We start from the raw sequence: 14,786 nt of genomic DNA, 5'->3' as shown, positions 1-14,786 counted from the left end.
AATATATATGGGTTACGTCGGATTATTACTTTCAGGTGCAGCTTTATTTTTAAATAGTCTTGTTATATTAGGTAAAACAGAAGCGAAGAGCGCTGGTATTTTTAATTTATTTGTAGGGGTATTGCAAATTGTTATTCCGTTTTACCTTATTATGATTTCTGATCAAAGCAATTGGACAGTATATTCTTACGCAGCTACTTTTTTATTTGGTTTAACATATTTATATGTAGGTGTGACATTTATTAAAGGGCTGGATGGTAGTGGATTGGGCTGGTTTTGTTTATGGGTAGCGATTATTGCAGTATTTTATATGATCGTGTCATTTGTACAATTTCAGGATGTTGTTAATGCGTTAACTTGGTTTATGTGGGCATTGCTTTGGTATTTATTCTTTGTGTTAAATGTACAAGGAAAGAATATTAATCAATACCTTGGTAGAATAGCATTTGTACAATCATGGGTGACACTTACACTTCCATCTCTCCTGTATTTTATGGGAGTATGGGGAGAACCAGTAGTATATGAAGTATGGGTTTACGTATCAGTAGTTTCAATTTTATATTTTTGCTACTGTATTTTTAAATATCGAATACGCTAATTTATTACATTCGAATGGGCAGGGAATCTATAGAGATTCCCTGCTTTTTATATACGCTAACAAGTATAATGAAGATAACATTTAAAAACGTAGTCATCATGAAAAATTAAAAAATTGAGGAATGATGAAAATGAAAAAAGTATTGGTTTTAGGTGGAACAAGGTTTTTTGGAAAGAGATTAATTGAAATTCTTTTGCAAGATGGACATGACGTAACCATTGCAACGCGCGGATTTACAGAGGATCCCTTTGGCAATTCTGTAAAAAGAATTATAGTGGATCGAGAAGACGAGAGGTTACTTGAAGAGCGCTTAGGAGGCGTGAGTTATGATGTTGTATATGATAACTTATGCTATATCTCAAATACAGCAAAAACTATATGTAAAGTATTACGTGGAAAAGTGAAAAAATATATTATGACATCTTCAATGGCTGTATATGAGCCATCATTAAGTTTAAGAGAAGAAGATTTTAATCCATACCAGTATTCAATTGTTTACGGAGACAGGAAAGATTTTTCTTATAGTGAAGGAAAAAGGCTAGCGGAGGCAGTTTTATTTCAGCATGCAATGTTCCCAGTTATTGCAGTGCGTTTTCCAGTTGTTATTGGGGAAAATGATTATACGAAGAGATTACAATTTTACGTGGAAAATGTAGTGAAGCAAGTGCCTATGTCTGTGGATCATTTAGACGAAAAAATGTCATTTGTATATGAAAAAGAAGCAGGAGAGTTTCTAGCATGGTGTAGTCAGGAGAACATAGATGGCCCAATTAATGCATCTAGTAATGGTGAAATTTCTATAAGGGAAGTTATTAACTTTGTTGAGAGAAATGTAGGAATGAAAGCCATTATTCAAGAAGAGGGAGATAATATAGCTCCCTACAATGGAATGGCTAATTGTACAATCAATAATAGAAAGGCTAAAGAATTAGGTTTTCCCTTTAAAAACTTAGAGGTAGAAATACAAGGTGTTTTACATCATTATATAGATATATTGAAATGATTATTCATAAATCCCCCGGTGGCAATCCGGGGGATTCTGGAGGATTTCGACAATACTAGTTTTACATTACCAAATTTACCTTATACATATGACTAATGTTTTTGTGATTGAATCGCTTGTAAATACTTTTCATTTACTCGATCCCAGTTAACTGTATTCCACCAATTTGAAACAAATTCTGGGCGACGATTTTGATATTTTAAATAATATGCATGTTCCCATACATCGATGACGAGCAATGGGATTTTGCCTTCTTGTAATGGAGTATCTTGATTTGGTGTGCTCATAACGGAAAGCTCTTCACCATCAAGGACAAGCCACCCATAGCCACTTCCAAAACGACTAATTGCTGCCTTAGAAAGTTGATCTTTTAAGTTGTCAAAGGTATTGAAATAATAATCAATTACTTTTGCAACGTCTCCATTAGGATCGCCTCCGCCTTTCGGACTCATCACTTCCCAAAAGAGGCTATGGCAATAATGTCCGCCACCATTATTTCTTACAGCTGTAACAATATCTTTCGGCAAATTGTTTAAATTACATAATAATTCTTCTAAAGATTTGTTATGTAATTCGTTGTAGCCTTCCAAAGCGGCATTTAAATTATTTACATATGTTGCGTGATGTTTTCCATGATGAAGTGCTAAAGTATCTCCATCAATATATGGTTCCAGCTCATCATAGTCATATGAAAGCTTTGGCAATTGAAATGAAGACATAATACTCACCTCCTTGTATTTAAAAAGTTGCGTAAGGTAAAAATAATTTACCTAATACAAAAATACAATTGTTTTTTTCATAAGTCAACAATAAAAACATATAATTCTATTAATTTTCTGAAAAATATTACAGGAATGGTAACAATTTTGATTTCGTTTGTTACTCCTATCCTTTTTGCTTATACTGTAAAGTAGTAGTGTCTTTGAAATAGAAGGAGCTTGTTTATGAGTAAAATGAAAGAATTAATAGAGGAAGCAAGAAGTTTTATTACAATTTGCTATAAGGAGCTTAATAAAGAGCAATTAATTGAAGAGCGTTTTAAAGAAATTGTATTGGAAATAGAAGAGACTGGAACGTATGAACATACATTTGAAGAACTTGTTCACGGGTCGCGAATGGCTTGGCGAAATAGTAATAGATGCATCGGGAGATTATTTTGGAATAAGATGCACATACTAGATGCGCGTGAAGTAAATGATGAGAAAGGCGTATATAATGCGTTAATCCATCATATTCGATATGCTACGAATAATGGGAAAGTTAAACCAACGATTACAATTTTTAAGCAATATAAAGATCAAAATAATAATATTAAAATTTATAATCATCAATTAATCAGGTATGCAGGATATGAAACAGAACTAGGGATAATTGGTGATGCACACTCTATACCATTTACGAAATTTTGTCAGGATCTTGGATGGAAGGGAGAAGGTACGAATTTTGACGTATTACCGCTCGTATTTTCTATTGATGGAAAAGAACCGATACATAAAGAAATTCCAAAAGAAGAAGTGAAAGAGGTGCCGATTGAGCATCCGGAATACCCTATTTCATCGCTTGGAGTAAAGTGGTATGGGGTACCGATGATTTCAGATATGCGTTTAGAAATTGGTGGTATTTCTTATACAGCAGCCCCGTTCAATGGATGGTATATGGGAACGGAGATTGGTGCTCGTAACTTAGCTGATTATGATCGCTATAATTTACTTCCAGTTGTTGCAGAGATGATGAATTTAGATACGTCGAGAAATAGTATGTTATGGAAAGACAAAGCGTTAATTGAATTAAATATAGCTGTTTTACATTCTTTTAAAAAGCAAGGGGTAAGTATTGTAGACCATCATACGGCCGCGCAACAATTTCAGCAATTTGAAAAACAAGAGGCCGCTTGTGGGCGAGTTGTAACCGGAAATTGGGTATGGCTTATCCCACCACTATCACCAGCTACAACCCACATCTATCATAAACCGTATCCGAATGATATTCTTAAACCGAATTTCTTTCATAAGTAAAGAAAAAGCATTGAATCGAAGCGATTCAATGCTTTTTTAATTATTCTAGTACTTTCCCTTTTGTTTCCGGTACACATACTAGCATTGTAAGTAATCCAATTGGATAGATAATAAAGATAAGTGATAATGCACCCATTAAATTTCCACCTGTAGCAAGTAAACCAATAATAACTGGCCCAAACCCAGCTAATCCACGGCCCGTACCGAAAATAAAGTTTTCAGCTGTAGATCGTGCTTCGGCAGGATAATTTTCAGCTAAAATAGCTCCGAATCCACCCATCATTCCGTTGGCAAAAAAACCAAGCAATGCGCTTCCCCATAATAATAATGTCGCATCTGTAAATAAGAAGAAGTAAACGAGGCAATATATAGTACCACCAATATAATATAGTGAAAAAGTTTTACGACGACCGATTTTATCCGCTAAAATCCCGAATGTTGCAATTCCAATCAACATTCCAATTGTAGAAATAAACATCCACCCACTTGCTTTCGCTAATGTATAGTTGTATTTATTTGCTAAAATGGTAGGCATCCATGTGAAAATTCCATAATATCCAAAGTTTTGTATGAATGACATAATAATAAGTCCGATAGTTGTTATTGTTACCTTTTTACTTGCAAATAATTTTCTAAGAGGGAATTTTTTCATATGCTTTAACTTTTCAGCTTCAGCACTAGTTAAAGTTCCTTCATTTTCCTTTTGTAATAATGCTTTCTTATATTCTTGTTTCTGTTGCCATATCTTCGGTTCGCTTAAGCTTTTACGAACATAGACAGCTAGTAAAGCTGGAATTAACCCGAATAAGAAAACAGCTCTCCAGCCAAAATGCGGGACAATAAATGCTGGAAGTAGTGAAGCGACCAATACACCAAATTGCCAACCAAGTGCAACAACTGATGTTGCCTTTGCGCGCATTTCTTTAGACCAAGTTTCTGTTACGATAGCCATTCCAATTCCAAATTCACCGCCAACGCCCATTCCAACTAAAAAGCGAAGAATTAATAATTGCCAATAATCTGTTGCAAAATAAATAAGTGCCGTTGCTAGTGAAAATAGTAGGATGGTAAAGGCCATTGTTCGAATACGACCAAATAAATCAGCGATAAATCCAAATAAGTAGGAACCAATTAACATGCCAATTGTTGTGGCTAATGTTAAGTTTCCACCTTCCACCGGACTTAAATGAAATTCCTTTAGAATATAGACAAGTACGAAAGATAAGAGCAACATATCTAAACCTTCTGCTGCATACCCTAACGCGGAACCAAACAATGTTTTGTATCTTTTTTCCTTTGTTTCCTCTGTTGCTTGTTGCCCATCAGTAGTGATGTTCATCATTACTCCTCCTTATTTCTTATACAGTCGCTATGGAAGAATAATAAAAGGCCTTCTCACCTGATATGATGAGAAGGCCAAAAAAGCATACGTATCCCCCTGTAAGAGAACATACATATTTTATATTCCGACTTCCTTCTCAACCTCACGGGGTTGTGTTAAAGGACTGTAATTATATTACTTTATTTTTAGCACTCTTCTATTATATTGTCAAATAAATACATAGTTTATTATATGTAAAATATTCCTAAAAAATCCCATTCTTCTTGACGGTTCCTTTATTATTTTTCCATAATAAAACTAACTAAACAAAAAAGGATGAAACATAGATGTTAAATTTAGTACTCATGATGATTGAACGTGTCGGATTAATTGTTATTTTAGGATTTTTACTTTCGCATATTAAAACGTTCCGGCGCCTTCTTCATAAACAATATGGATGTCAAGATAAGCTTATGCTTATTTGTATTTTTTCTATATTTACAATTGTAAGCAATTACACAGGGATTGAAATTGCAGGAAACACCATTATGAATGAAAATTGGTTACAAGGTGTTTCTTCGTCAAGTACAATTGCGAATACGCGTATTATGGGAGTGGGGATTAGTGGATTGTTAGGCGGTCCTATTGTCGGGATTGGAGTAGGCGTCATCGCTGGTATTCACCGTTATATGCTCGGTGGAACGACGGCATTAAGCTGTGCAATTTCTTCAATTTTAGCAGGGATGATAGCAGGTTATATTGGTTATATATTTCAAAAACATAACCGTGCTATTACTCCTAAATTTTCAGCGATTTTAAGTGTTTTTATTGTTTCTTTAGAGATGCTCATGATCTTATTAATTATCGAAGATGGAATTAGTGTCGTGAAAACAATTGCGATACCGATGATTCTTGTAAATAGCTTTGGCAGTTTTATTTTACTTTCTATGATTCAAGCTATTTTACGCCAAGAAGAAAATGCAAAGGCTTTGCAAACTCATAAAGTACTTCGGATTGCTGATAAGACATTACCATATTTCCGCCAAGGTTTAACAGAAGAATCTTGTAAGCATGTGGCACAAATTATCCATCGTTTTACTGGAACAGATGCGGTATCTTTAACAGATACGGAGAAAATATTAGCTCACGTTGGATTAGCATCGGATCACCATATTCCTTCTCATAGCTTAATTACAGGTTTATCAAAAGAAGTGTTACAAACAGGGAAAATAATGAAAGCGAAATCACGTGAGATTATTAATTGCCAGCATGAAGAATGTCCATTACAAGCAGCGATCGTTATTCCATTAACTTCACATGGAAATACGATAGGAACATTAAAACTTTATTTTAAAAATCCGAACCAATTAAGTCGTGTAGAAGAAGAGTTAGCAGAAGGATTAGCGAAAATTTTTTCCACACAACTGGAGTTAGGTGAGGCAGAGCTGCAAAGTAAATTATTACAAGATGCTGAAATAAAGGCATTACAAGCGCAAATTAATCCGCATTTTCTATTTAACGCAATTAATACCGTATCAGCCTTATGTCGTACAGATGTGGAAAAGGCGAGAAAGTTATTATTGCAGCTTAGTGTATATTTCCGTTGTAATTTACAAGGTGCACGTCAGCTACTTATTCCATTAGAACAGGAGCTAAACCATGTGAATGCATACTTATCATTAGAGCAAGCAAGATTTCCGAATAAATATGAAGTAAAGAATTATATTGAAGAAGGATTAAAGAAAACTTTAGTTCCGCCATTTGTACTTCAGTTATTAGTGGAAAATGCCTTACGTCATGCTTTTCCTAAAAAACAACCAGTTTGTGAAGTAGAGGTACATGTATTTGAAAAAGATGATATGGTGCACTTTAAAGTGAAAGATAATGGACAAGGAATTAAGTATGAGCGTTTAGAGCAACTTGGAAAAATGGTTGTTTCATCAAAAAAAGGAACGGGAACAGCTTTATATAATATTAACCAGCGATTAATAGGTTTATTTGGAAAAGAGATAACACTTCATATTGAGAGCGAGGCGGAGAAAGGAACAGAGATTGTCTTTGTAATTCCGAAAAGCGTAGGGGAGGAAGAAAGCGGTGTTAAAGGTATTAGTAGTTGATGATGAAATGTTGGCGCGGGATGAATTAAAATATTTATTAGAGCGTACGAAAGAGGTAGAGATAATCGGTGAAGCTGACTGTGTAGAAGATGCATTAGAAGAGTTAATGCAGAATAAGCCAGATCTTGTCTTTTTAGATATTCAGCTATCAGATGATAACGGTTTTGAGATTGCAAATATATTAAAAAAAATGAAGAATCCGCCGGCCATTGTTTTTGCAACAGCATATGATCAATATGCATTGCAAGCATTTGAAGTAGACGCATTAGATTACATTTTAAAACCATTTGATGAAGAACGTATTGTGCAGACATTAAAAAAGTACAGGAAACAAAAGAAAATTGAAACAGAGAAAAAACAGGATGTAAAGGTTTCAGACGTAACGGCTGAAATGCATAAGCTTGCGCTGCCAATAGAAGAATCAATTGTACTTATAAATATTGAAGATATTGTTTATGTAGGACTTGTGGATGGGAAAGTAACTGTGAAGACGATGAAAGAAACGTATGTAACACATGATACACTTGTTATTTTAGAAAAGAAGTTACCATTAACGAGTTTTATGCGTGTTCATCGTAGTTTTATCGCGAATATTCACCACATTTCAGAAATACAGCCTTGGTTTAACTCCACTTATAATTTAATTATGAAAGAGGGATCTAAGGTTCCGGTCAGTCGTACCTATGCAAAGGAACTCAAAAAGCTGCTTCGTATTTAAGAAGCAGCTTTTTGTATTTCATCATGCTGTTTTTGTAACTGATTGCGTATATTTGACGTTCTAAAATGTAAACGCTTACTTATACGTTTTCATCATATACAATAAAGGCACCAAGTCGAAAGAGGTGGCCGAAATGAGTACAAAAAAAGTATACGGTTTTCTATCACAAGCATTCGTTTTTTCAGCTATTATGTTTGTTTCTCATATTATTGCAACACATTTACCAATTCCAATGCCTTCATCAGTGATTGGGCTAGTAATTTTGTTTAGTCTACTATGCTTAAAGGTTATTAAATTGGAGCAGGTTGAATCACTTGGAACAGCTTTAACAGGTATTATCGGATTTCTTTTCGTACCATCGGGTATTTCCGTTATTAACTCTCTTGGTGTAATGGGACAATACTTCGTACAAATCATAACTGTAATCGTTGTTGCAACAATCATTTTACTTGCTGTAACTGGTTTATTCGCACAATTTATTTTAGGTAAAGAGGATAAAGAAACAGAAGATACAAAACAATTAGATGTTGTAAATAAAGGACGTAAACACGGAAAAGTTGCGTAACTATTTTAGACCATACATGGTTAGGAGGTAATGAATATGGCAAGCACAATGACTCCATATTTCGGAATCGTCGTTTCATTAATCGCATACGGAATCGGAACATTTTTATTCAAACATTCAAAAGGATTCTTCTTATTCACACCACTTTTTGTAGCGATGGTATTAGGGATTGTATTTCTAAAGGTAGGTAACTTTACTTTTGAGGGATATAATACTGGCGGTAAAATGATTAGTTTCTTCTTAGAACCAGCAACAATCGCCTTTGCAATTCCATTATATAAACAAGTTGATAAGTTAAAAAAATATTGGTGGCAAATTTTATCGGCTATCGTGGTTGGATCTATTTGTTCAGTGATTGTCGTGTTCATTGTCGCAAAAGCAATTGGTTTAGATACATCTATAATGAATTCTATGTTACCACAGGCAGCAACAACGGCAATTGCATTACCGATATCTGAAAGCATTGGTGGTATTCCAGCGATTACATCATTTGCAGTTATCTTTAATGCAGTTATCGTATATGCGCTAGGAGCATTATTCTTAAAAACATTTAGAGTGAAAAATCCGATTGCGAAAGGATTAGCACTTGGAACAGCGGGGCATGCACTAGGTGTTGCAGTCGGAATTGAAATGGGTGAGGTAGAAGCAGCGATGGCAAGTATTGCTGTAACAGTAGTTGGGGTTGTAACAGTAGTTGTTATTCCAATCTTCATGCCATTTATTGCATAATGAAATACATTTTGTAAAAGCAAGCTATTTGTAGGACAGATTTCTACTGATAGCTTGCTTTTTATGTTACAGTAGTGGCAAGACCTATTTTAAAGGAGAATAAAATTTCCTTAAATCTTCATTAATACTTTATATAATACGTTCTGAAAAGGGACATTGTATTGTAAAATAAGAGGTAACATGATGTATTTCTTGTGAATGAGCAGTTATATACAGAAATACATTGTTTGTAAAAACCCTAATACTAGAGGGTAAATAGTAAGTAGGAAAGAGAGAGAGAAGCCTATTTATTAAAGTTCCACTTTATAGGACAGGAGAGATTACTCGTCGATTATGCAAATGAAAAACCTGTTTCAAAGCAAAGGATTTCAAAGGTTACTTGTATTAGTATTACTTGCCCTCATATTGTATGGGCTAAAAAGTATGTTTAATTTAATTTTAATTACGTTTATTCTTACGTATTTAATGGATCGTTTCCAAAAGTTTATTTCTCGAAAATTAGATCATTTTATGCCGATTAATCGGAAAATTATTATAGCATTTTTATATGTGATGTTAGTTGGCGGAATTACCATTACATTATTTAAGTATTTACCTGTATTGACAATACAAATTTCACAATTAATTTATCAGTTTAATGTATTCCTCAAAAATCCACCAGATAGCGAATTAATTAAGTATGCAGTTAATGCCGTTAATCATATGGAGCTTTCCAAATATATTGGCCAAGGTGTAGATATTTTGTATAAATCGATTACAAATGTTGGGAAATTCGGCCTACAAGTTTTACTTTCTTTAATTTTAAGTTTATTTTTCTTACTAGAAAAAGCACGTATTTCTGCTTTTACCGCAAAGTTTAAAGAGAGTCGACTTGCAATTTTTTATAATGAGATTGAGTATTTCGGAAAGAAATTTGCACGTTCATTTGGAAAAGTAATTGAGGCACAGTTTTTAATAGCGGTTGTTAATTGTATTTTATCTGTTATTGCATTATGGATTCTCGGATTTCCACAATTATTAGGTTTAGCGTTAATGATTTTCTTGCTCGGTTTAATTCCAGTAGCAGGTGTTATCATCTCGTTATTCCCACTTTGTATGATTGCTTACAATATCGGTGGCATTATGTATGTCGTTTATATTTTGGTGATCGTTACTGTTATTCATGCACTTGAAAGCTACGTGTTAAATCCAAAGTTTATGTCACAAAAAACAAACTTACCAATCTTCTATACATTTATGGTATTAATCTTTTCTGAGCATTTCTTAGGTGTATGGGGGCTTATCATCGGTATTCCAGTCTTCATATTCTTATTAGATGTGTTAGATGTGACGAACGATGAGAATGAGAAGGAACTTGAGAAGAAATAAAGTGAAAAAAGCATCGGATATTCGATGCTTTTTCTTTTATAACTTCCATCGTCTTATGCCATACTGTAAGGAGAATATATAATTGGGGTGAAATAATGACTATAAATGAAAAGAGAGAGTTGGCTACGTTTGCTGGGGGATGTTTCTGGTGTATGGTTTCACCATTTGAAGAGATGGAAGGGATCATACAGGTTGTCTCAGGTTATACAGGTGGTCATAAAGAAAACCCGACGTATAAAGAAGTATGTTCAGAAACAACAGGGCATTATGAAGCAGTACAAATTACATTCGATGCAAATAAAATGCCATATGAACAGTTATTGAATATATATTGGAGACAAATTGATCCGACGGATATCGGTGGACAATTTCACGACCGTGGACAGTCTTATGAAACAGTAATTTTCTATCATAACGAAGAGCAACGTCAACAAGCAGAAGATTCAAAAGAGGCACTTGCTGAGAGTGGACGTTTTTTAAAACCGATTGCTACAAAAATATTGCCAGCTACTACATTTTATCCAGCTGAGGAATATCATCAAGGATATCATAAGAAAAATACATTCCGTTATGAGTTGTATCGTCAAGGGTCAGGACGTGATGCCTTTATTAAAAAACATTGGCCAAAGGACAATGGTCATTTGAAAGAACGGTTAACTGATATGCAATTTTACGTGACGCAGGAAAACGGAACAGAACCTCCGTTTCAAAATGAATATTGGAATCATAAAGAAGAGGGCATTTATGTGGATATCGTTTCGGGTGAACCATTATTTACTTCTTTAGATAAATTTGATAGTGGATGCGGATGGCCAAGTTTTACGAAACCAGTTATGTCAGCTAGTGTGAAAGAGAAAATGGACGTTAGTCATAACATGACGCGCACTGAAGTGAGAAGCAAGGAAGGCGATTCGCATCTAGGTCACGTATTTCCAGATGGTCCAGGGCCAAACGGACTTCGTTATTGTATTAATTCAGCCGCACTTCGCTTTATCCCGAAAGAAGAGTTAGAGAAAGAAGGATATGACGATTTCCTTATTTTGTTTGGAAATAAAAAATAACCTCGCAAGTAGCGAGGTTATTTTCAGAGTATTAGAGAGGACACTATCATGATTTGAGGAATCGGTCTATATATTTTAGTTTCCGTCTATATAATTTCATTTGCTAGGAATTTTTTCGACAGAATTAAAATAGCTCCGCTAATCGCGGAGCTATTTTTTATTTTGCTTTTTTCTTTTTAAATTTGCTTAGTACTTCATAAACAATTGGAACGATAAGAAGAGTTAATAATGTTGAGCTTGCTAACCCACCAATTACCGTTACTCCAAGACCTTTAGAAATTAAGCCACTACCTTCAAATCCTAATGCGAGCGGAATAAGAGCTCCAATTGTTGCAATTGCAGTCATTAAGATAGGACGTAAACGTGTTGCACCAGCTTCTAATAATGCTTCACGTGTTGATAGACCTTCGTTTTCTTTATGAATAACACGGTCAATAAGTACGATCGCATTCGTTACGACAATACCAATTAACATAAGAGCTCCAATCATTGCAGATACACTTAATGTTTCACCAGAGACGAGTAAGGCAAGAAGCGCACCGATAATTGTGAATGGTAGCGAGAATAAGATTGCGAATGGTGCAAGGGCACCGCCAAATGTAACGACAAGAACGAAGTATACGATGGCAATCGCAGCTAGCATCGCTAAACCAAGCTGTTTAAATGATTCTTGAATATCTTTTGTAACGCCGCCCATAGACACATCTACGCCAGAAGGAAGCTCCATTTTATCTACCTCTTTTTGAACAGCAGCAGATGCTTTGGAAACGTCATTAGATGTTAATTTCGCACTCACTTCTGCATAAACACGGCCATCACGATGCGTTACTGTGTTAGAGGTTTCGCCTTCTTTGACAGTCATAACATCTTTTACAGCGACTTCATTGCCAAGTGGCGTTGTAATTTTACGATTTGTTAAATCATCGAGTGTCTCATAATTTTGTTTTTCAGTTTCTACATATACATTTATATCTTTATTGTCTTTTTTAATTGTTGTAAGAACTGGACGGTCGTGTTGATTAGAAAGTCCCATTCCAATCTGGGCAGCTGTTAGGCCCATTTTACTTAGCTTTTCTTGATCTGCAACTAAAGTGTATTCTGCATATGTTTTCGCAATACTAGAATCCACATCTTTTAAGTCTTTATTTTTTTTTATGATATTTTGAATGTCTTTAACGACAGGCTTGATGTCTTCAGAACGATCTCCGTATACGTATAGCTTAATTTCATTGCTACCGCTACTAGCTCCGAAGTCTTGGCTTTTCCATTCGCCTTTTCCAGACATCTTTTGTAAGTCTTTAATAACTAGTTCTTTCTTTTTTTCGAAGTTCTTCACGTCATTATCGTATTGAACGAAGAACATAGCTTGATTTGTTTTACCAGGGCTCATTGGATTTTCTCCACCTAATGAGAACTGAATCGTTTTGACGTCTTTATTATCTTGGAAATGTTTCTCTGCTTTCGTTGCGATTTTTTCAACGTCTTCCAAGGTTTGACCTGGTTCAGGATTATAAGTCGCGATAATCATCTTTTCTTCTTCGGATGGTAAGAAGCTTACACCGATAATTGGTACAAGTGCAAGGCTACCTACTAATAGAAGAACAGCGATACTAGACGTAATAATCTTATGATTTAATGCCCAGTTCAATATGCGTTTATAAGCATTTGCTAATTTACTTGGCTTTTCTTCATGATGTACTTCTTTTTCTCTCATACTTTCCTTTTTGAATAAGGAATGTGCTAACATCGGTACAATTGTAACGGCCACAAGTAAGGAAGCGAGTAGGGCGAAGACAATTGTTAAAGCGAATGGTAAGAACATCTCACCAATCATACCTTTTACCAGTCCAAGAGGTAAAAAGACGGCAATTGTTACAATTGTAGAAGACATGATCGGAATAAACATTTCTTTCGTTGCTTCACGAATTAAGTCTTTTCCACGTAATTTCTCTTCTGATAAGGACATGCGTCGGTAAATATTTTCAATAACAACAATTGAGTCATCGACAACGCGTCCGATAGCGACTGTCATCGCTCCAAGGGTCATAATGTTGAGAGTAATGTCCATCTGTTTGATTACTAAAACTGCAATTAATAAAGAAAGTGGTATAGAAACAATAGATATCAATGTTGTTCGGATGTTTCGCAGGAACAACATAATGATGATAATCGCAAAGATAGCACCAAAGATTGCCTTGCTAAGCATTGTATCGACCGATTTTTCAATTGGTGCACCTTGGTCAAATGTTGAAATAATCTCTAAGTCTTTATATTTTTTCTCAAAATCTTTTACTTTATCTTTAACAGCATTTACGACATCAACTGTATTTGCATCAGCGGATTTCACAATTTGAATGCCGATTGCTTCTTTTCCATTTGTACGAGAAATTGATTCTGCTTTTCCAACTTCTTTAATATCAGCAATTTCTTCTAATGTAACGGTCGGAATGCCATTCATAGCAGCTGGATTCATTTGTGGTGCTTGTGTTCCAGCGCCAGCATTTTGGCTTCCTTGACTATTTGGTACTGAAGGAACGGCTGGAATTTTTAACTCTTTTAATGCTTTAATTGTTGTAATATTACCATCTACAACAACAGATTTTTCCGTATCTTTAAATGCATATAGGCCAAGTGGTAAAGATACGTCAGAACCTTTAATGATATTTTTTACAGTATCTTCATTTAAGCCTAATTCTTTCATTTTATCTTTTTTGAAGACAAGTTGTACTTCATTTACTTGCTGTCCTGAGATTTGTACAGATGCGACACCATCAAGTCCTTTTAATCCTGGAACAACATTTTTTTCCACTTTTTCAGTTAAGTCAGCTAAAGATTCATTTTTACTTGCTACGCTTAATGAAATAACAGGAAAGGCATTGAAGTTTACACGTGAAACTTTCGGATCTTTCACACCTTCCGGTAGTTTTACGTTGGCCAGTGCTTCTTTAATTTCTGTTTCTGCTTTTTCCATATTTTTATCAAAATCATACTCTACTTGAATAGAGGATGCATTTTGATAAGATGACGAACTAACAACGTTTACACCGCTTAAATTTTGCAGTTGCTCTTCCATCGGTTTTGAAACTTTATCTGCTACTTCTACTGGTGTAGCACCAGGATAAACCGTAGTTACCGTTACAACAGGTGTTGTAATATCAGGAATTGTTTCCAGCTTCATATTAAGGCCAGAGTAAATACCTGCAATGGTAACAATAATGGTTAGTAGCCAAACTGCGAACTTATTTTTTAACGAGAAATTGATAATTTTGTTCATGTTTGCGCTCCTTTTTC

12 protein-coding genes and 1 pseudogene are annotated in these 14,786 nt (G+C 34.9%); 10 read left to right on the top strand and 3 right to left on the bottom strand.

Annotated features, from left to right (window positions below; genetic code table 11):
* The first annotated feature begins 7 nt into the window (after positions 1 to 7).
* Together DJ93_RS12625 and DJ93_RS12620 are read left to right on the top strand one after the other, a co-directional pair.
* Positions 8 to 598, top strand: coding sequence for an AmiS/UreI family transporter (locus DJ93_RS12625; RefSeq protein ID WP_042984196.1), 591 nt, complete (start codon positions 8 to 10; stop codon positions 596 to 598).
* Positions 599 to 722: 124 nt separating this feature from the next.
* Complete coding sequence (locus DJ93_RS12620; protein WP_080743456.1) at positions 723 to 1,601, top strand: NAD-dependent epimerase/dehydratase family protein; 879 nt, start codon at positions 723 to 725, stop codon at positions 1,599 to 1,601.
* Between the two features lie 92 nt (positions 1,602 to 1,693).
* Here the strand turns inward: DJ93_RS12620 and sodA are convergent, their stop codons facing one another.
* Positions 1,694 to 2,320 carry a superoxide dismutase [Mn] gene (gene sodA, locus DJ93_RS12615; protein ID WP_042981198.1) on the bottom strand — a complete coding sequence of 209 codons (627 nt, stop codon included), beginning with the start codon at positions 2,318 to 2,320 and terminating at the stop codon, positions 1,694 to 1,696.
* A 225-nt stretch (positions 2,321 to 2,545) separates the two neighbouring features.
* Here sodA and DJ93_RS12610 point away from each other — a divergent pair, with 225 nt between their 5' ends.
* Positions 2,546 to 3,616: a nitric oxide synthase oxygenase gene (locus DJ93_RS12610; protein WP_042981197.1), complete on the top strand. Its 1,071-nt coding sequence runs from the start codon at positions 2,546 to 2,548 to the stop codon at positions 3,614 to 3,616.
* Between the two features lie 40 nt (positions 3,617 to 3,656).
* Here the strand turns inward: DJ93_RS12610 and DJ93_RS12605 are convergent, their stop codons facing one another.
* Positions 3,657 to 4,955 carry an MFS transporter gene (locus tag DJ93_RS12605; RefSeq protein WP_042981196.1) on the bottom strand — a complete coding sequence of 433 codons (1,299 nt, stop codon included), beginning with the start codon at positions 4,953 to 4,955 and terminating at the stop codon, positions 3,657 to 3,659.
* Between the two features lie 329 nt (positions 4,956 to 5,284).
* Between DJ93_RS12605 and DJ93_RS12600 the strand changes: the two genes are divergently transcribed.
* From DJ93_RS12600 to msrB, 7 genes and pseudogenes are all read left to right on the top strand, one after another.
* A complete protein-coding gene (locus DJ93_RS12600; RefSeq protein WP_042981195.1) occupies positions 5,285 to 7,054 on the top strand; it encodes a sensor histidine kinase in 1,770 nt (589 codons plus the stop codon).
* Entirely contained in the window at positions 7,032 to 7,772 is a 741-nt protein-coding gene (locus tag DJ93_RS12595) for a LytR/AlgR family response regulator transcription factor (RefSeq protein ID WP_042981194.1), read from the top strand. Before DJ93_RS12600 ends, DJ93_RS12595 begins: the two co-directional genes overlap by 23 nt.
* A 133-nt stretch (positions 7,773 to 7,905) precedes the next feature.
* Positions 7,906 to 8,337: an antiholin-like murein hydrolase modulator LrgA gene (gene lrgA, locus DJ93_RS12590; protein WP_042981193.1), complete on the top strand. Its 432-nt coding sequence runs from the start codon at positions 7,906 to 7,908 to the stop codon at positions 8,335 to 8,337.
* 36 nt (positions 8,338 to 8,373) lie between these two features.
* Positions 8,374 to 9,066 (top strand): antiholin-like protein LrgB, encoded by a 693-nt coding sequence (gene lrgB, locus DJ93_RS12585; RefSeq protein WP_042981192.1) that lies wholly within the window; start codon positions 8,374 to 8,376, stop codon positions 9,064 to 9,066.
* 333 nt (positions 9,067 to 9,399) lie between these two features.
* The gene (locus tag DJ93_RS12580) at positions 9,400 to 10,434 is read left to right on the top strand and encodes an AI-2E family transporter (protein ID WP_042981190.1); all 1,035 of its coding nucleotides are present in this window, start codon (positions 9,400 to 9,402) and stop codon (positions 10,432 to 10,434) included.
* Positions 10,435 to 10,529: 95 nt separating this feature from the next.
* Positions 10,530 to 10,997: pseudogene (gene msrA, locus DJ93_RS34820) on the top strand (peptide-methionine (S)-S-oxide reductase MsrA); the annotation flags it as partial.
* A gap of 12 nt (positions 10,998 to 11,009) precedes the next feature.
* Positions 11,010 to 11,495, top strand: a complete 486-nt coding sequence (gene msrB, locus DJ93_RS34815) for a peptide-methionine (R)-S-oxide reductase MsrB (RefSeq protein ID WP_420911794.1) — start codon at positions 11,010 to 11,012, stop codon at positions 11,493 to 11,495.
* Between the two features lie 157 nt (positions 11,496 to 11,652).
* Here msrB and DJ93_RS12570 read toward each other — a convergent pair whose 3' ends face one another.
* A complete protein-coding gene (locus DJ93_RS12570; protein WP_042981187.1) occupies positions 11,653 to 14,769 on the bottom strand; it encodes an efflux RND transporter permease subunit in 3,117 nt (1,038 codons plus the stop codon).
* Between the last annotated feature and the right edge of the window lie 17 nt (positions 14,770 to 14,786).

Source organism: Bacillus clarus, assembly GCF_000746925.1.
GTDB lineage: Bacteria > Bacillota > Bacilli > Bacillales > Bacillaceae_G > Bacillus_A > Bacillus_A clarus.
This window is presented reverse-complemented; position numbering and strand designations above follow the sequence as displayed.

What these genes read in the sequence shown, in the direction of transcription:
- DJ93_RS12605 (WP_042981196.1), bottom strand. Translation starts at nt 4,955, where the DNA reads ATGAACATCACTACTGATGGGCAACAAGCAACAGAGGAAACAAAGGAA.
- DJ93_RS12620 (WP_080743456.1), top strand. Translation starts at nt 723, where the DNA reads ATGAAAATGAAAAAAGTATTGGTTTTAGGTGGAACAAGGTTTTTTGGA.
- sodA (WP_042981198.1), bottom strand. Translation starts at nt 2,320, where the DNA reads ATGTCTTCATTTCAATTGCCAAAGCTTTCATATGACTATGATGAGCTG.
- lrgA (WP_042981193.1), top strand. Translation starts at nt 7,906, where the DNA reads ATGAGTACAAAAAAAGTATACGGTTTTCTATCACAAGCATTCGTTTTT.
- DJ93_RS12600 (WP_042981195.1), top strand. Translation starts at nt 5,285, where the DNA reads ATGTTAAATTTAGTACTCATGATGATTGAACGTGTCGGATTAATTGTT.
- DJ93_RS12610 (WP_042981197.1), top strand. Translation starts at nt 2,546, where the DNA reads ATGAGTAAAATGAAAGAATTAATAGAGGAAGCAAGAAGTTTTATTACA.
- lrgB (WP_042981192.1), top strand. Translation starts at nt 8,374, where the DNA reads ATGGCAAGCACAATGACTCCATATTTCGGAATCGTCGTTTCATTAATC.
- DJ93_RS12625 (WP_042984196.1), top strand. Translation starts at nt 8, where the DNA reads ATGGGTTACGTCGGATTATTACTTTCAGGTGCAGCTTTATTTTTAAAT.
- DJ93_RS12580 (WP_042981190.1), top strand. Translation starts at nt 9,400, where the DNA reads ATGCAAATGAAAAACCTGTTTCAAAGCAAAGGATTTCAAAGGTTACTT.
- DJ93_RS12570 (WP_042981187.1), bottom strand. Translation starts at nt 14,769, where the DNA reads ATGAACAAAATTATCAATTTCTCGTTAAAAAATAAGTTCGCAGTTTGG.